Source organism: Bradyrhizobium sp. cir1 (assembly GCF_014198245.1).
Taxonomy (GTDB): Bacteria; Pseudomonadota; Alphaproteobacteria; order Rhizobiales; family Xanthobacteraceae; genus Bradyrhizobium.
Genome location: NZ_JACIHE010000007.1, coordinates 42127 through 61436 on the forward strand (window position 1 = coordinate 42127; position 19310 = coordinate 61436).

Annotated in this window: 9 protein-coding genes; 2 read left to right on the forward strand and 7 right to left on the reverse strand. The window is 57.8% G+C overall.

Annotated features, from left to right (window positions below):
- Nucleotides 1-185: 185 nt before the first annotated feature.
- From GGD63_RS16575 to GGD63_RS16600, 6 genes are all read right to left on the reverse strand, one after another.
- Nucleotides 186-1667 (reverse strand): pentapeptide repeat-containing protein, encoded by a 1482-nt coding sequence (locus tag GGD63_RS16575; protein WP_183243811.1) that lies wholly within the window; start codon nucleotides 1665-1667, stop codon nucleotides 186-188.
- A gap of 908 nt (nucleotides 1668-2575) precedes the next feature.
- Complete coding sequence (locus GGD63_RS16580) at nucleotides 2576-4300, reverse strand: ABC transporter ATP-binding protein (protein ID WP_183243813.1); 1725 nt, start codon at nucleotides 4298-4300, stop codon at nucleotides 2576-2578.
- Entirely contained in the window at nucleotides 4301-5164 is an 864-nt protein-coding gene (locus GGD63_RS16585; protein WP_183243815.1) for an ABC transporter permease, read from the reverse strand.
- Entirely contained in the window at nucleotides 5161-6150 is a 990-nt protein-coding gene (locus tag GGD63_RS16590) for an ABC transporter permease (protein WP_183243817.1), read from the reverse strand. Before GGD63_RS16590 ends, GGD63_RS16585 begins: the two co-directional genes overlap by 4 nt.
- Nucleotides 6122-7810, reverse strand: a complete 1689-nt coding sequence (locus tag GGD63_RS16595; protein WP_246785518.1) for an ABC transporter substrate-binding protein — start codon at nucleotides 7808-7810, stop codon at nucleotides 6122-6124. The genes GGD63_RS16590 and GGD63_RS16595 overlap by 29 nt, the downstream gene beginning before the upstream one ends.
- A gap of 35 nt (nucleotides 7811-7845) precedes the next feature.
- Entirely contained in the window at nucleotides 7846-9186 is a 1341-nt protein-coding gene (locus tag GGD63_RS16600) for an NtaA/DmoA family FMN-dependent monooxygenase (RefSeq protein WP_183243821.1), read from the reverse strand.
- Nucleotides 9187-12703: 3517 nt separating this feature from the next.
- Between GGD63_RS16600 and GGD63_RS16605 the strand changes: the two genes are divergently transcribed.
- Nucleotides 12704-14887 (forward strand): hypothetical protein, encoded by a 2184-nt coding sequence (locus tag GGD63_RS16605; RefSeq protein ID WP_183243823.1) that lies wholly within the window; start codon nucleotides 12704-12706, stop codon nucleotides 14885-14887.
- A 537-nt stretch (nucleotides 14888-15424) separates the two neighbouring features.
- On the opposite strand, the gene GGD63_RS16610 is transcribed toward GGD63_RS16605, so the two are convergent.
- On the reverse strand, nucleotides 15425-15865 hold the full coding sequence (locus GGD63_RS16610; protein WP_183243825.1) for a VirK family protein: 441 nt from the start codon (nucleotides 15863-15865) through the stop codon (nucleotides 15425-15427).
- Between the two features lie 1293 nt (nucleotides 15866-17158).
- Here GGD63_RS16610 and GGD63_RS40170 point away from each other — a divergent pair.
- A complete protein-coding gene (locus tag GGD63_RS40170) occupies nucleotides 17159-17524 on the forward strand; it encodes a hypothetical protein (RefSeq protein ID WP_246785519.1) in 366 nt (121 codons plus the stop codon).
- Nucleotides 17525-19310: the final 1786 nt, after the last annotated feature.

Below are 19310 nucleotides of genomic sequence, written 5' to 3' on the forward strand. Positions count from 1 at the left end.
TGAACGCCAAAAGAGCGATCTGATTGGTTGGATCGCGCAGAAGGTCTGCCCTGCCTCTCCTATCCGCCGGCAATGCCAACGAGCCCCATAGCGCTTTAGCGCTCGCTCACAGCCCGGACGACCGCCCAAAGCTGTCCTAAGCTCACCGACACTGCATTCCCTTCTATTTGCAGTCTCCGAAGCCGTCAGGTGGACCCTTCTCGACCCCGTCTGATCAACGATGAGAATTCAGCCAGATAGCTTGATGGCTCGCGTGGCTGATCCCCCTTCAGAGCGGCCTGTAGGCCCGGACATCGGTCTGCAAAGAACGGTGGCTCGAATGTGGTTATCTTAGCGCCCGAAAAGTCCACCTTTACGAAGCTGGCCTGGAACGGCGACATCCCACTCAGGTTCGCCTCGCGCAAGGACGATTGGTTCATGCGAACGTACGCGGCCCGCGTTGCCTCCAGATTGGTTCTCGTCATTCCTGCGGCGAGATATGCCTGAACGAGATTCGCTCCTTCGAGATTTGCCTCATCCAGTGCCATTGATTGCGGGGGATCACCGGTGATCATCGACCTGTAGAGAAAAGCATTGGATAGGTCTGCGCGTTCGAGATCGCAGTCGCGCACAAAGGCACAGCGGCCACGAAAGCCCGATAATTTGGCGGCTCGCATTGTGCTCTCTGTTATCGAAATGCATTCGCCTGATGCCAGAGACAGGTCCGCTCCGTCGAGCTGGCAGGAATGAATGGATGCACCGTTGAGCACGGAACCGACGAGGTTTGCGTTGGACAAGCTTACGGACAAAAGCCGCGCCTCGGTCAGGTCTGCCTGCTCAAGCTCCGCATTTGAAAGATCTGACAAGTGAATATCAGCAAATGGTGCGCTCATGGCTCTCGCTGCAATGCGGCCGCTTACCTTTGAGAGTCTCAGATACGGAAGATGAGCGCCTTCCAGGACAAGACCATCTACCGAGGTGGGACGCACGATCGATAAACAGTTCCCCTTTGACTGGAAGAACGAGCAAGACGCCAGATGTGCTTTCGTGATCGTGAGCTGGCTCAGCTTGGCAAAGCGGAAGGAAGCGGAAGGAAGGAAACATTCATTGATGGTCGAACCCTGTAGCTCCGCGCCATCAAATACAGCATCACTCGCGTCGCATTGGTAAGCGAGAAGCCCGCTGAGCATGGCGTTGTCAAAGCGTGTTCTTTTCATGCTGCAACCGTGAAACAGGCTGCCTGTTGCATCAATTACATTGCGCAGACTGGCATCATCGAAGTTACAGACCTGCGCTGCAATCGCATGCATATACGCAAAATCGAGCTTGGCCCCGAGGAAACTTGACCTTTCTAGCCCCGGACAGATAAGATTCGCCCCAGAAAGGTCTGCCCGATCCAACTTTGCTCCGTAGAGCTGCGCACGATTGAGGGTACAGCGTCGCAACGGGAAATCTGACAGGTCGTGACCGTTAAAGTTCTCGGAGGATAGCTGCAAGCCAGTCCCGGTCCTTCTGATCGCCTCTTCGGTTCGCCTCCCGACGGCGGCCACCGCGCGCAACCGATCGGCAGCTCGGCTCCAGTACCGAACAAAATCGCCATCTGACGAAAGATTGTGTTTCGGATCTGACCAGTGCTCTGCTCCTTCATTTGGGGTGCACTCGCTATCTGCGCCGATCGTTTGCGACATGACGACGATTCCGTATTGCCCGGATTACGGGGGGCCTGTTATTGACCTCTTTTTGCTCCGCCTTGGAGGTACGCTATGCGACCTGTGGCGAACTCGTCGGCGATGGCGACGCGATGCGTCGATGAGGCGCCTATTGTGTCGCTGACCTCCGCAGCCGGGATGCTTGAGCACGTCAGCCGAATTCTAGTCATGCGCCCCCCACTGCCGCTCGCTCGCTGATATTGTTCACCGGGCCAGGCAACGCTGACAACGCAACGGTCGTTTGACAGTGCCGATATGTCCAGAAGTCGCGGTTTGGCTCGTCAGCTCTTATAGGCACATCCAAATCGCTCTCCATCAAACAGAATGCGAAAACTTCAAGGTCTTGCTTCTTTCTCAATGGACCCACGGCTTCCGGGCGGAAAAGTGATCATTCATCTAGGGCTGCACTCAGCCCCTTGCGCCGCGTTACCTCATTATCCGATAGCAACGACCGTGCCAGCCGCGCATCAGTCGCAAGCAAGGGGCTGAATAGGCGTCATGAATCGATACTGACTCCGAATGTTTTGAACCTGACAAACACGGTCTCGTTGTCGGGGACTGCACCATGATCGCAAGGCTATCGCGAAAGCGACAATTCCGAGCTCGTTAGCAGGAGAGCAAGAGCCGCCAGTCTCCTTGCGGGCACTCAATCGATGACTTGCAATTCGACATTTGCGGAACGCCGACCTCACGGTTAGCGAGTGTTCGAACTCGGCTAGCCCTGCTCGGCGCGCCGGTCCGTCCACCTAGTGGGAACCCGCGCCACAGACTGTCCTGGTCGAGCGATGAACGAGCGCGCAATCGTGACCAAATCGGCGGGTGCAAAGGCGAAGCCCCCGCGATCGGAGATAGACAATTTTATGATAAGGGATCGAATTCGAAGGCATTCACGCGATGCCTTCATCGAGGATCGTAGCTGAATGACCTATCTGTTGGTCCCGCACAAGACGCGGCATGGCGGCGATAAGGCTCTTGGTATATTCAGACTGTGGATTACGAAATATCTCGTCAGTGACGCCACTATCGACAATTCTCCCCCGACGCATAACTATGACGCGATCGCTGATATGACGAACAACACTGAGATCATGCGAGATGAAGAGATAACTTACGCCGAGGTGGTCCCTCAGATAGCCGAGCAGGTCCAAGACCTGGGCCTGGATCGAGACGTCGAGCGCCGAAACCGGCTCATCGCAGACGATTACGGCAGGATTTGGTGCGATCGCGCGGGCGATAGCAACGCGCTGGCGCTGACCGCCCGAGAGCTCGAGCGGTCGTCGGTCCAGCAAGGCCTGGGATAGCCCGACCAGATCGAGCAGTTCGATAACACGCTCCTGCCGCTTGCGCCGTGTCTCAACATCGCTCGAAAGGCTGTCGGATATGATGCGTCCGACCGTCCAACGTGGATCAAACGAGCCAAGAGGATCCTGGTAAATGATCGATAGCGACCGCCGCCGAGCCCGCCGTTCGCATTCGGCGAGCGTGGTCCAAGGCCGGCCTGCAAACTGAACGGCTCCCTCGTCAGGCTCGTCGAGCGCCAGGACCAAGCGCGCCATCGTTGACTTTCCTGATCCGGACTCACCCACGATGCCCAAGGTCTCGCCGGATCGCACTTCGAAGGAGACGCCGTCCACAGCCGCCCGTAAAGTGCCATCCGGGCCCTTGAAGCGCTTCACTAGACTTGTCGCTTCGAGCAGGATGGGACGAGATTTCGGCAGCGATTGTAGGGGTAGCTGCATTTGCTGCAGAGGCGAACGCACAATAGTTGATGGTGAGAGGCGTGAGCCGCGCGGCCGGCCTGATGGCACGGCGTCCAGCAGCTGACGAGTATAGGGGTGTCGCGGATCTCTGAATATCTGGGCAGCGGTGCCGCGTTCGACGACCTCGCCTCCTCGCATGACGAGGATCTCATCCGCCACGCGGGAGACCACTGCCAGATCGTGACTGATCAGGATCAGAGCCTTGCCCCTCGTTTTGGTCTCCTCGAGCAGTGCCAGCACATGAGCTTGCGCCGTCACATCGAGCGCGGTCGTCGGTTCGTCTGCGATCAGGATGCGCGGATCGAGTGCAAGTGCCGAAGCGATGAGAGCCCTTTGACGCTGGCCGCCGGATAACTGATGCGGCAGCTGCTCGGCCCTGGTCTCGGGCTCAGGGACACCGACGAGGTTAAGGAGAGCAATGACGCGCTGCGCGAGCTCCTCGCGTGATGATACCGCACCGTGGAGGAGCAAGCCTTCACCAACCTCTTTGCCGATCCGGCGAAGCGGGTCAAGCGAGACGAGTGCATCCTGTAATACAAAGCCAATCTCGGTGCCGCGGATGCGCCGCCAGGCACGATCGCTAAGGCCGATTAGGTCCATCCCATCGAAGCTTAGCTGGCGTGCATGAACATTGGCGTAGCGACCAGCAAGGCCTATGAGAGACCGCGCAGTCACGCTCTTGCCCGAGCCGGATTCACCGACAATCGCAAGACACTGTCCCGGTCGGAGGGAGAAGGATATGCTGCGCACGACCGTGTTCTCGGCGATGCCGCGCCCGAAGGAAACACGCAGCGATTCGACCCTGAGGAGGTCTGGCTGCTGCGGGACAGGCTGGGAGCGACCCTGCGACATTCATCTTTGTCCTTCCAGACGGTCCTGTAGATGGCGCCCGATGATGGTGAGGCTGAGGGCAAACGCCGTAACCGCCAAACCGGGTATGATCTCCAGCCACCAGGCGTAGATTACATAATTGCGCCCGGCATTGAGCAGCGCGCCCCATTCAGGCGCCGGGGGAGCGACGCCGAGTCCTAGAAAAGCAAGACCGGAGGCCCATATAATCGCCTGTCCTACGCCGATCGTCATCATTGCTGTCAGCGGGTTCATGGCGTTGGGAAGAATATGCCTCCAGACAATACGGGGAAATGGATGGCCCAGCACCTTAGCGGCCTCCACATAGCCTGCCCCTTTGATGGAAAGCATCTGGCCCCTGATCATGCGCGCATAGCCTGGCGCTGTTCCGATTCCGACAGCTACGACTTCAGTCAATACTGACGGCCCAAAAACTGTCACGAACACAAGGGCGAGCAAGAGCGTGGGAATTGCGAAGAGCACGTCAATAATTCTGCTGAGAATGCTGTCTAATAAACCGCCAGAAAGTGCAGCGGTGCCGCCGATGGCCATTGCAAAGGACATGCTCAGCGCCGTCGCGCCAAGTCCGATAGCCAAGGATTGGCCTGCGCCCTCGACCACGCGAGAGTAAAGATCTCGACCCAATTGATCAGTTCCAAACCAGTGAGCGATCGACGGAGACTGCAATGCCGATCTCAAATCAATAGCAAGCGGATCGTGCGTCTGCAGCACCTTTGGCGCCATGGCTGCGAGGACAAAGACGCCAAAGATGATAAGACAGACCGCAATTCGAAAGGGGACATGACGCACGATCGCTAGGACTTCTCTGAGCGGCCGAGACAAGGTGACTTCGGCGAACATGCTCATGTCAACTTGATCCTCGGATCGACTACACGGTAAGTCAGATCGACAATGATACTGGCAAGGGCGAATAGGGCCGCGGAGATCAAAACAGCTCCAGAGACAATCGGAACGTCTCGCGAGGACGTCGCAGCGACAAGGACGCCACCTAGGCCTTGACGGGCGAAAACCACCTCGATCAAAATCGCGCCCGAAAGAAGTCTGCCGAGCGCCCAACCTGATAAAGTAATGCCGGGCAATGCGGCATGGCGGAGGACATGGCGAAGCCTGACGCCGAAATCACTCATACCCCGCGCCCTTGCGGACGTAACGAACGGCTGCTCGAGCACGCGCGTGAATTCGTTCTGAACGACTTGTCCGAAAAAGCCAGATAGTTCAAGAGCCAACGCAAGTGTCGGCAGAACGAGCCCGATCGGCGAATTTCCCCCGATCACCGGAAAAATGCCTAGCTTTACCGCAAAGAGCACAAGCAGAATTGTGGCTAGCCAGTAAGGCGGCACCGTTGCCAAAAAGACTTGTGTGTCATTGAGCAGCTTCGACCATATGTTGTCTCTGCCAGCGATGAACAAGGTTGTCAGAATTGCGAGAAGCCATGCGATCAGCAGCGCAGCGATGGCCAGAACAATCGTGGGACCAATCTGTTCCGCAATAATCGCTGCGACAGGCCGATGTTGCTGGTACGACTCGCCAAGATCTCCATGCAGGATCTGCAATATGTATTTGCCGTACTGAACCGCGAGCGGTTGATCAAAACCATATTCCGCATTGATCGCTGCAAGCTCCGCCGACGACGCCGGCCCGACGTTGCCACTCGTCACAGTGATGATGATCTGGGCGCGGTCGCCAGGGAGCACACATTGAATCAAGAACGCGAAGGTTGCGGCAGCCCACACCACGACCACGCCGGAGAATATCCGGCGCGCGAACCAAACGATGGGAGGATGGGCTACTATCCTCACGGCGTCACTTCCCGTCATCGAAATGAGCGTCATAGAAAACGGGTTCGCCAACTGAGCCGCGGTCCAGCCAAACGTCTTTGAGGTTCGGCTTGGTCGCCAACGTTACGTCCAGCACCGTGAGGCCAATCACAGGAGCCTCATCCACGATCTTCCGTTCCGCCTGCTGATAGAGGGCGGTACGTTGCGCCCCATTGAGTTCCTGCTCCGCCTTTTGAATGACGTCCCAAAGCGTCAGATCTTGATAGCGTGAGGGATTGAAGCGATTGGTCTCGCCGTTCTGATCGGGCTTCCACGAGATCCGGAATATCTCAGCGCCGGGGGCAACCCAATAGAGGAGAACGACCTCATAATCATCGGGACCGAGGTTTTTTCCGGCGAAGAAATCAGCCGGATTGGTGGGTTGAAGACGTACGTCAAAACCGGCCTCCCTTGCCTGCTGCTGGATAACTTGCAAGGCTTGCTCGCCATCCGGCTTCAGAAAAGCGTTCGAATAGGAAATGCGCACGATGAGCGGATTGCCGTTCTTGACACGAACGCCGTTACGATTACGCTCAGTCCAACCCGCCTGATCAAGCAGCTGATTGGCCTTCCGAACATCGTATCCATAGGAATGGCCGAGCTCAGGCAGGTATTCCGGCGAGCTCTGACTTAGCGCCCCGTTGCCCTCAAACGGCAAAGAGCCAAGGAAGGATGTGTCGACCGCGGCCCTTCGGTCAGTAGAATAGGCAAAGGCCTTGCGGACGAGCACGTCGTCAAATGGGGGCCGGGCCGTATACAACGCCAAGCGCAGGGGGGTGCCGCCGGTAAGGTGCCGCAATACTGAAAAGCGGGAGTTGGCGTCCTTCCATGCGACAGCCGGGATATCGTATATGGCATCGGTCTCGCCCGTGATCAGCGAGCCGTATCGGACAGTCTGATCTGGCAGAAACTTCCAGGTGATCCCGTCAACGTAAGCCGGCCCTTGATGTTTTGCGGTGGCCGGGGCCGAATTGTAGTCGGGATTGCGGCGGAAGGTGACTTCTCGCCCATGGCGCCACTTGTCGACAATGAATGGGCCGGAACCGACAGGGTTCTCGCAATTGACCGCGAGTCCACGTTTGAGCGCCGATGGCGAGAGAATGCCTTGCGAGGATTGGGCGAACACGTTCAGCAAGGGCTGGAACGGCACCTTTAATTTTACCTGCAACCTCAGAGGAGCAATTGCAGTTGCCGATTCGAAGCGATCGCCAAGATAGGGAGCGGCAGTCGGATTGCGAAGATCGGGGTCGTTGCTAAGCCATCCGTTGATATTGTCAGCGATAGCCTGCGCATCGAGCGCAGTCCCGTCGGTGAACTTTACTTTCGGCTTTATCTCGAATGTGTACACCTTTTTGTCGTCGGAGATGCTCCAAGACTCGGCCAGCCATGGCACAATGTTGCCGCCCTCGGTGCGCGCAACCAGATTATCGCTGTACTGACGTTGCAGATACCATTGCTGCACCCAGCCCCCGAACAGGCAAGCAGGCTCTTGAAAATGCCCGTAACGAATAACGCCTCCTCGCTTTACACTGCCGGCTAACCCTTCTTGAGCATGAATGCTGAGCACCAATTGCGACAGGCCCAAGAGCACGACAAGGGCAGCCGCCACTTTTCTTGCTGGATAGTTCGACTTGCCAGTGAAGCGCCTCGTTGACCGCGAATTCGATAAAGGCATATCCAGGCTCCAGAGCATTTGGTGTTGAGGAAGCGTCAGAGCGGTGAGCTAGGTGTGGCTCTTGCCAGCTCGAAAGGAACGGAAATCCCGAAATGCTCTCGCAGTGTCTGTCCCCGATATTCTTTGCGAAACAGCCCGCGCTTCTGCAGGATGGGCACCACATTGTCGACAAACGCTGAAGTGCCATCTTTCAGCACGTCCGGAATGATGTTGAAACCATCAACCGCGCCAGCGCGGAACCATGCCTCAATCGAGTCCGCGATCTGCTCGGGTGCACCCACGAGCAAGCGGTGGCCAAACGCTTGAACGCTGCTGATGATTTCGCGAACCGTCCGACCTTGACGCGCCAGAGTCTCAATCGTGCGATGGTGACCGACAGAAAACGGAACATCATCTGCAGTAGGCAAAATCTCCTCCGGGATTGGCCTTTCGAGGCTGAGCTTCTCGACCGCCACACCCATGCTTCGTGCAAGAGCGACGATGGCGCGCTCCAGATCGAGCAGTCCGTCAAGGTTTTCCTTGCGACCAGCCGCTTCTTCCTCGGTGCCCCCGATACAGGTGACAAGACCTGGCAGGATGAGCGGAGCCGCAGGGCGGCCGAATTGCCGAGAGAGCGCGCGCAGGCGCTCTGCCTCCTGCAGAGCCGTTGACAAGTCCCCGGCTGCCGCAAACACGACATCTGCACTGCGGGCGCCGAGCCGTAGTCCGGGATCCGAACCGCCCGCCTGAACGATGACTGGGTAGCCTTGGGGCGAACCGGGATGCGTAAGTGGGCCTCGGATGCCGAAACTATTGGTAGCGGGATCGAGCAGGCGGAACTGACTCTGATCTGCGTAAACACCCGCAGCCTGATCGGCGATGACCATCTCGCCGCTCCAGCTCAGCCAGAGAGCACGAACCGTTTCAACGAAGTTCTCCGCACGTCTGTAGCGATCCGCTCGCCCGACCTCTCGACCGCCAAAGTTTGCAACCGTCGCCGGACTCGACGTCGTGACCGCGTTCCACGCAACGCGCCCGCGGCTGATGACATCGAGCGATTGGAAGCGCCGGGCAAGATTGTATGGTTCGTTGTAGGTAGTCGACGCCGTCGCAATCAGGCCAATTCGCTCCGTTTCACGTGCAATCACAGCGAGAACCAGCGTCGGTTCGAGCCCATTAAGCGGCGGCTGGTGCGTAATGTCGGAACTTATCGCAGGGGTATCGGCCAGAAATACAGCATCCAGCAGACCACGCTCCGCAATCTTCGCAGCGCGGACGTAGTGCTCGATGTCGAAAAAGGCGCTTGGATTTGTGCCCGGCCAGCGCCACGCCGCGAAATGACCACCGGCACCATGAAGATTTAAGCCAAGATGAAGCATGGAGTTACCCGAAGACATCACAGCCCCTCGTGCGGCGGCCTCTGAGCTGCTTGGTGGGCCTTGTGGACAAGTCGATCTCGGCAGCCAGCCTGCGCTTTCTCGCAAGCTCACCCTGCATGTGCTCCGGGCATTCAATTTGAGGGATAGACAACAAACAGTCGGCTGCTGTGAGAAGAATGTCACCAAAGAAGCTTTTGTTAGGTCTTGCGATCTTCTCCGAGCGGGCGCGGCCGAGAAGAGCTTCGATCACGCTGGTTGCCGATTGGCGCCGACGTGACAGCTTGTTTCCAGCGGCTGGTTGCTTCCACACGCGTACACTCACATCGACGCTCCAGAATTCATCAAGAAGCCAGCTCCTTTAGGAAGATGTTTTGAATGGCATTCGCGATCGAAACGTTTGGACTCCCGACCGGGCGAGCAGTGATCAAGCTAGAGGATCTTTAGAGGTCCAGACCCCGCAAACGCAATAGTTGAGTATTTCAATCTACTATCGTCTCTTGGCATCCTCTTCTATTGCGAAGCCTATCTTTCCATCGCTTAACCCAAATGGTCTCTGATCAGGCTCACCGAAAACGCGCTGCCTGATTGCAGCGGCTTCAATCGGCAGCGCCGGCTCGAAGCGAACGACATCAATTGATGCGTTCGAGAACACACGACAGATTTGGCGCGACATTGTTGATCAACCGCTTGCTGCCCCGTTGCAAAGCGACATCCGATCAATAAGGCCGCGCCAAGCCAACCATCTAATAATGCGGTGAAACATTCCAGATTCTCGATGCGTCGTTAAGGCAACGCTTCGAAGCTGAACTCTCTTCTGCACCACCCGTGGCGCCTGCTGCATTCGAGGATGCTACGGACCTTCGGTTGATTATCTTGCAGGTGCCGCATCGTCCTCGCCTTTTTATCGGTATGATGACCGAGCGCGACTTTGCAAGAATGCCCGTCGTCACGGCTCCTTCTCGTGAACGCGCCGATACGTGCACGGATTCAGTTACCTTTGGACATAGGCCACCTCAGAGCGTCAACAATCGCCCGCATCAACGTTCACGAAATCACGCAGTTGGGCATTGGAGCGCGTCATTTACCGGCACATGAGGTGGGACGCGCCTCTCGTGATGAATCGCGGGCTATCAGCTTCAACAATGCCAGATCGAATCGCCTGCCCAGCGTCGAGGTCTGCGGCCATCATCGGCGAGTGAGATCACGGATGACACGCTCCGCGCCAGCTTGGTGGCCGACCGCAGCCCCGGCGTTCTGACCTAAGCCGTCACCGGCCTGCTGCCGTCCTGCCACTAGCAACAGGGGTGCAACCCGCGAGCGCCAAGAGCCGCTTCCTTCGGGCATCGCAGCGGCCAACGGCCGCTTTGGATCGACCCAGGAAGACTAATGATAGTCTAATTTTCATGCATCGGGTGCGGCACCACTATTCAGTGGTTCAGGAGCAGGCCTCCGCCGCTTTGAATAGCTCAGGCCTTTTTAGCTGTACGCGTTGCACCCCGTCCATCCCTGGTCTGGGATCCATCGCTACTTTGACTGGAATCGCGTCGGGCCCGGAGGATGCGAAGGAGGAGCCGATACGACCGACTGCGCAGATCGCTCTAGGTCCTAATGTTCGGCTGCGCCTGCAGGCCACACCACAAGGCTATCGCCGCGATACGGTTGTTAGGCGCGACCAACCTTGTGGTGCACGTGTGGCGCATTGGCTGCAAGCGTCAACTCCCCATTTTGTCTTTCCGAGCTGAGGCGCCCGTGCGCCGGTTCGTCGTCGCCGCGGCTTTCATGCGAGCCGAATCGTTCGTGGCTTTGCCAAGTCTGGTCGGCAATCCAACGTCCCGCGGCCGCGCAGCCCCCTTGATATTGTGAGTTTAGGCTATTCCGCGCGTGTTGCGGATGCCTGGATCGAAGTAGCATCGCGCGGGTCTTGTTGGCGACCAGCGCCCGGCGGGCCCACGCGAATCCTCGCGCCCATCAGCAATCCCAACAGAGCACAATGAGCTCCACGCCACGCCGGCGCGGTCACGAGCCCGATGGCCGCGACCAGATTGGCTGTTCGGACCAGAGCTAGCGTCTCGAGTAACGTTTCAAGGACATCGACTCGCAGGCGATGCAAGCTGGCCTCGGCAGACTTCCTCACGCAGCTCTGGCTCAAAATCTGGAAGAGAAAACGGAGCTGGATCCCGGTCAGTCCCACGTATGCCCTCAACATACCGACCCGTTCGAGAACCAGATCCAATTCAGTTTATAGACATTCGCGCGCGCCTCAGTTGCTGATCCTTATCGGATCAACTTTGTCCGAATGATATCGACAAAGGCTACCAAAAGGGAGACGGGAATGGACCCATTTGACAACGTCAACCCATGCGCGGCTCAGATGAATTACGTCGAGCCGCGACAGCAAGAGACAGCGCAAGCAGACTTTGATCAGCGGCTTAGAGAACCCCAGCCAATCCTCCCAACATCAGCTTCACCCGGGGCTGGATCGACCCGGACTGCAACGGATGGCAATAAGAGAGCGCAGGCTATCCAGGAGAACGAACGGTGCGCAGCTGCATCCTTTGTGAGAACGCGCGCTCAGCTTGCCGCAACGCTGACCTGCGCGAATATTGCGGAACTCAGAAGAGACTCGAACTCGCTGCGCAAAGATCAGCCCAATGGTCAAGAGCGACTGGGCCGTCAGCCGACGGCGTCGATAGTGGCCGCCTCTACGACGACGTAGTGGCATCTTCGTACGCAGAGCTGCAGCGCTTTCAAGACCACGCCAGCCGTTGCAAGCCACATGGGTTGGACCGTCAAAGCGCGATGGCCCATTTGCGTTCCATGGCGGCTTTGCGTTACGACGCCGCCCCCTGGAATATCTGGGGAGGCCAACGACTTGATCTGGGTCGCGCAGCGGCAGAACACATGAGAGGCGATACCAGTTCTTCGCCTTTTGTATCATTGTCCGAGGAGGCCTCACAACTGCTCCTTTCGCCGGACGACGACAACGAGTATAGCGCCAAAGCAATCGCGGAAACGCGAATGAGCTGCACAGCTGCACGGTGCCGAGGGTCACCACTTGGACGGCCGAAGAGATCGTCAGTATTCTTGAGGACGGGACTGAGAATGATGAACCCAATCTGGCATGGGTGAGCGATACCCCAACTGAGGAGCGCGAGGTACTGTTTCTGGGCGGGAATCTAGCTGACTACCGGACCGCTAGCGCATCGAATCCATACAGAAAGTCAGGGACAAAAGGCTGAGGGTAGAGGCTCCGCATTTGTCTTTTCCGATGCTCGGAAAAATCGAAAGCAGCGTTCGCTGCCATCTATAACACTGCGGTCCGACTGGCCAGCGGGGGCTGGCCGCGTACTGCACTTGGACAATCAGAGTTTCAGCCGAAAGCTGTACCGTCTTTAAATTCGCCGCACGTGTCGTCAGGTTGGAAAAGGCACTTGCCCGCCATCATTCATTCTATCTTTCCGCCCGGCCACGTCAGGTTTTGGAAAGCTAACGTGAGTAGCGAAAGAACGAGGAAGCGATGCCAGTGGACTGCACCATGGACCGATACAACGCGATCAACCCAGCCGATAAAGATTCCGCTGCGTCAGATACCACCGTGGAGCAGCCACAACAACCGCAAGCGGTGTTTGAGCAACACTTGGGAGAGGTGCGACAGCTCGGCCCGATATATTCCCATAGCGATCTTTATGACATCACTGAAGAAGACGATCGCCTCATCCAAGCAGCGTCTGGTGCTGCCCTTGACCGAGGGCCACCGCCGAATGCGACCACCATCGAAATTTACGACCGTCGGCTTCGCAAATTGGCTGAGGCGCTGAAGCAGTCTGGTCAGTCGATTGCTGAGCTCGATGACGATACGTTGCTCGACCGCTCCAAGAAGCTACTGCCAAAAGACAAGGTCATCGCCCCTGCATTGTCAATGGTTAGTAGGTACCGCGAGCCCAGCGACGCCGCTCCGGCCCCCACAACACATTATCGTCCGTCCAAGGAAGACGCGAGCCTCATCAGAAAGGCCACCGAGGCAGGCTTTGGTCGAGCACTCGATGCAAAAACCGCCGCAAATTATGCTAGCAGTCTTCGGAAGCTAGCGGCAGCACTGAGACCTTTGTCGGTTGCTAAGCTCAGTCACAAAGCGCTGCTCGGCCATGCCGACGCTTTGTTTCCGAAGGACAAGAAACTCATCTACTCGTTGAACAGGCTGAGTGACTACCGCCGGATCGCCGGGCAGGACAATTCGGGGGCTGACGGAGGCAACTCGCGCCAGCCAATACAGCCGGACGCCGATTTGCCCGTGCAGCTTTTCGATCATGAGCAGCCTTTGGGGAACGCTGCGGACCAAGGCGGCTCATTGCCGGCCCACGGTTTCAATGCTACCCAGGTTTGGGAGGGAACGGGTTTAACCCCTCATTCTCCCGTGCAACGTGTCGCCCAGGATGTGCTTTTCGACGCTGTGCGCCGAAGCGAAGTGCCTCCACGTGCCAGCTTCGATGCGCCGATACTTTGGCGGGGAATGCGTGCCGCCGCCCCCTCGCCCGTGCAGAGTTTTGCTCAGGAAGCGCTTTTCGATGCCGCGGATCGCGAGGGCCTGCTGCCAGCGACATCCTTCGATGCACCAGTGCTTTGGCCAACCACGCGTTCAGTCACCCACTCGCCCGTGCAAAGTGTCGCCCAGGAAGAGCTTTTCGATGCCGCGGATCGAGACGGGTCTGCGCCTGCTGTCGATCTGGATACATCCAAGTTATGGACGGCAATGGGGTCGCCCCCCCATGCCGTGATCTGGCAGCCCAGCTCACGGTCGCAGAATCCCGCCTCTGAAGAAGACTTTGGGAGGATGATGCATCAAGATGGTGCGACCCCGGCAACACATGATACGATGTCCGCCGCAGCCGGCGAGAGCTTTGATGCCTCTTTGGCCGTTCCCGAGGATTTCTCCCATGGCACCCAGGCCGCGCCGGATATGATGCGCTCCAGGCTCAGCCGCTGGGGTCTGTTGCCGGATGCAGCACAGCGGGTAAAGACCTACGACATTCACGGTGAACGCTATACGGCCGTGCTAGGACCGCGTGGGCGCAATGATGTTCAGCTCATCCATCTGCGGTCTCCTGCTATCGGCGATACGTTTGATGTTTCGTTCGCCGTGCCCAAGGATTTTTCGCATGGCACCCAGTTGGCCCCCGAAATGTTGCTTTCCACGTTGGGCAAGTGGGACTTCTTGCCTAATGGAGAACATCCGGTCATGAACTATGAGATTGGCGGCGATCGCTACACGGCCGTGTTGGGACCGAGAGGATCCAACGACGTTCAACTCATTCATCACCCAAGGCTCGCTTTGCCGGGTGAAGCTGCGCTTGTAACGCCGACGGCTCCCCCGCATGCCTACGGCGGCCTTGCACCTGGGTTTAGTCCGCTCTCCTCGTTCGAATTGCGAAAGGACGCTCCTTTGGCGCTGGCGCCAAACATTCCACTGCCGTCTGCCGCACCGGGATCGGGCCATCAGCCGTCCCCGCAAGTGCCTGAACTCGGAGAGTTGTTCGGCGACGACTGGAGGCACGGCCCCCAAGAGGCTTCGCCTGTCGTGATCGACATGCTCCAAAACCTGGGCCTTCTGCCGAGCCAGGAGGTCCCAATGACCCGTTTTCTGATCCACAGTCAGCCCTACACGGCCGAAAGCCTACCCGGTGGCCGCGTTCTTCTCTTCCATCGGCCGCAATTTGGCTGAACGAGGTGCTCGTCGGCACCTCGGGCAGCTGCTCAAGCTCCCGAAACCACGTCGGATCGTTTGCTTTCAGAGAAATTAGAATTGCGTCCGAAAGATAGTTTAAGCGGCGAGCAAACCCCACAGCGGCGAGGCCCAGCATGATCTAAAGCGGGATGGTTCAATCACGTTGTGGCCGCATTCGGCAGCACGGAAGTTTCCGGTGAAAGGACCCCAAAAGACGCGGGATGCAAGATACGTACCTTGGCGAGCCAATCTGGAGCGTTCAACTGAGAGGCCTTGGCTCCAACCCATACACGATAGCCTGAACCGCCGATCTTCCAATCACTGAGATCGAATCGAGATCGACGGCCCTCATAAGTTACCTTGATCGAACTGCAGCAAGGTCGTGCAACTCGATGCCTCCCCCGACGAAAAGACGGCCAGAAACACTCTGGCCGTTCCTGACGTTCGAAACGATCCGTATCATGGCTTGCGAAGATGTCCACACGATTAAAGGATCAAGTCTTCGAAGCGCATCCCCCTGCCCTGTGCTCTTCGTTACCAGATGAACTTTGCGCCATCCGGCAGTTCGCAGACGAATTCGCCCTGGTTCACGAGTTCGGTGGTCCCGACGACAAGCTTCGAGGCTCGCACCGTCAGCTTGCCTTCGCGGCTGAGGCTATGGCGGATGTACTCGGTCACGGCATGTCCGGAGCTGTCGACCGTTTGGTGCGCATTGGCGAAGCTGATGCCGTTCTGGGCGGTCACCCTGAAGGCATTGATGACCAGACCGGCCTGCGTCGCCGACGCAGGCTTGCCAGCCTCCGCGGTGGTACAGCGGCTCATGTCCAGTATGAGCTTCACATTCTTCCCGGCCTGCAGGGCATTGAGCACTTCGGTGTAATTCGGCGAGGGCTCATCGGCTCTCGCCAGAGCGCTCCCGCTCGCGGCCGAAAGCAAGGACAACAGGATCGTCAGTCCTATGCCAGTAAACTTCATATGCTCTTCTCCCTCGATAAGTGCCACAGATCTCGTTTTTCAAGACGTCGCGCTCGCAAACCGTTTGGCTGATTCCACACATCAAGCGCGCTCGCGCCTGCGACAAAAACATCCTGTCGCAACCAAGCGCAAGTAGTTGTGATGGCTATTCCGACATCACGACCTCGTATGTCAGGTTTGCGGAAGTGGCTTAGCCTCGCGCGACGTCGACTAGAACGATCTGATCGAGCGTCGGCCGCTTGGAAAACACAAAACGGCAACCGGTCGCGCTCCTCCATTGCAGGCCCAACGACCGAAAGCATGCAATTCTCACATCTGCATAAAGTAGACGATCTACGAAAGAACACTTCGACCAGCCGCATGCGCCAGCTTGTCCATCTTGATAGCTGTGCAAGGACTGTCTGCCCTAGACGACGTGTCCGCAATGAGGTGGCGGAGCGAACCTGACGCGGCGGTCGGATCAAGCTCAGTCAAGGCACCCGATCTCGGCCTAGTCGAAACAGCAATACCAGAAGGCACAAGGCGGCACCGACTTTTGATCCGTCGCTTTGCGCGGCTTGCGTCCAGCTGACCGCTCGCCTCACTGACTGAATCCATTCGGCATCTCTCAAAGGCTAAAGCTAAATGGCTTCCTTCCTGGTCCGTCAGCTTCTCGAAAGCTGCACCTGCAACAATCTACGCCGACAGCCGGCACTCGAAGGGAGAGAGATATATGAATGTTGATCCACGGAACGCCGCAGACGCTCTCTTTCAGGTTCACGACGCGCTGCAGCACGCGCACAGCGTCGACTGGCAACCGGACGAGCTTAGCGCCCAGACCGGCGCACCGGCACACAGTAAGAAAGCTTTGAGCAGCAGCTGAATGACTTGGATCTAGACGACTTAGATTCGGTCTACCCGACCTCGGATTCAGTCTCGTTAGCGGCAAATTCCGCGACTGCCACGTCCTCGTCTGCGCCAAACGAGGTGGCCCCGGAAACCAGTCGCTATCCAGCCTCATCATTTGTCAGCGCGCGCGCTCTGCCGCGACACTGACAGGTGCCACTCTTGAAGCGCTTCGGAACGAGCTCGACCTCGCCGAGCAGCACATTGGTCATCGGCGACCGCAGCTCCCGTCGATCGGGACCGCCTATTCGACGAGGTAGTGGGTCGTCATATGTCACACTGCGGCGTTTTCGGAATCAGGACAATGATTGCAAGCCGCGCATGGAAGAAAACACGAGCGCGATATCGCATGTCCGCAACACGGCTCGGGATCATTCTTCCGTTGGAGATCCTCTGGAGCAGTATCCTATGGACGCCAAGCTGGCTGACATATGCGCGGCAAGACAACAGCATCACCCTTCGTATCGTTGGTCGAGGATCCGGCAAAACTCGCCGTTTCTCGCGATCCTTGGGCGAGAGCGATCGCCAACAATGCGGACGCTCTGCACACCCCTACCGAAGCCAACTGTCTGGACCCCCGACGACGTGCTGAGTAGCATTGGGCTTGGAATGAATGCCGAAGATCAGGACAACATCGATGGGGACGTCGATTCGATGTGCTCACTGGGCAGAACGCCAACCCGAGAAACCGAATGCCTGTTCCTGGGCGGCAATTTGGAAAGCTACCGGACCGCAAGCGAAGCAAATCCCTACAAGCGCGAGAGTAATGAGTAGATGGTCTGTCGACTGCGCCATTTGACAGGTTCGTTGGCGTTCAAGTACCAAAACACCCCCCAAGGAAGAACTGGAAAACGGCGCACCAGCTCCGCCTCACGCACAACAGCTTGAGCATATTGGCGGCGTGATCGATGGTCCGATCAATTCGCCGATCGAGCGGTACAGCGGTTGAGGGCTGCGACGGAAGATGCACCCCCGACGGTTAGGAGGACGCCGGACCATCCTCTCTCCCCTGCCCGCTCGTTAAAGCATTCTGGCATTGGATGCGTTGTGACATCGCCCGGCATCAATTTGTTAGCCGCCCCCACGGTTGGCCGGCGGCTTTGGTGAGGTAACCCGCTGAACGCTCCCCGCCTTAGCTAGCTCGGCCTGACATTAACCGCGCGGTCAACCAACAGGTCTTTCGGCCGCAATCGTATCAGGTATTCACTCGTCAGCAGCAAGCGGCGTTGTTGCAGTACGGCCGATCCGCCACCTGGATGCGTTCCATCAAAACAATCGATTTTGCCGAGCACGGCTAAAAGCCCCATAGTCGATCGCAATGTATGGAGCCCGCATTCAAGATGACGTCTGGCAATCGATTCTCTCCTCGGTCCCTTGCTGAACAACTTGGCTCGCGCGATCGGCCGTCTGCATCTCGGACGTTAGCTCCTGTCGTCACGTGGACCCATCCCGCGCCTTGCCACGGTCTTCCCGCTAAATTGCCACGTATGAGGCGGATCGGATCGCCCGATCGTGGAGTCATGGCTTACCCAAAGCTTGGTAAGAACGACTGCCTTTTCGGGCATTTCAAAGGGTTTCTGGCGCCACGTTCAATTGGACGGAAAAATGCTCACGACGTTGGACAGAGCGAGACCGACCGTCACGCGCAGGTCGACGGCGTGGCCGAACTGTGTCGCCGTTGCCTCACAACGATTCCGAGTTTGAGGGCACCGCTACAAGGAGCCTTTAAAGGCACTTGAATCGCACCCAGCGTCAGATTGTAGGATTTCCGACAGTCTCGCGACAGAATCCGCTCGCGTGAACTCTTCCTGACAGGTAGCAATGCGAACGTCTCAAAACCTCAATGCTCAGCCGATCCGCCTCGTCGCACTACTCGACTGCTCCCCTTCAGAGTTTGCGATCTGCTCTGTAAGCGCAGGACGCAGCGCCCTCCCCGCAGCCAGACCAGGATCCAGCGCGCGAGAACAACGCGGGCAATCGCTATTTCGCCTGTGCCGACCACAGGCCGAGTCCAAGCTCGAGATTAGATCATTCTTGCGCCGTTCACCCTGTCTGACGAAAGGGAGGCGGCGTAACCACCTTAGACAATGCGCGACAGCAACGCCGGACTCAATTTGTCGTTCGTTGGCAGCATTCGCTCGACTGCGGCGGAGAACATCTCCGGAGCGACCGAACTTCGGGACAGTTGACGTCTTGCTCGGCTATCACCGGCCATCGAGAGGATGTCTATCCCGCCAATAGGCGTGTTTCGTCGCGCATCTTGGCCTTTTCCAGCCATTGGCCGATGCATAGTGCGTGAAGTGTCTTCAAACGCGGAAAACTTGCGATGTCGTGACTTGACGACACTACGGGCTCAACAGCCTTGCAGGACTGACCGCGGTCAAGGCGAACTTGGGGAGTTTCCAATGTCGGTTTCGCAAGTCTGTTCGGCGGCAAATACAGCCGCTCTCGCCTGCGCTTTCGTTTCGTTCGGGTGGTTTGGCACGATCGCTACTGCAGGCGCTCGTGTAGTGCATGCAAGCATGGCTATGCTCGGCCTACAGATGCATCAGCGCGCGGC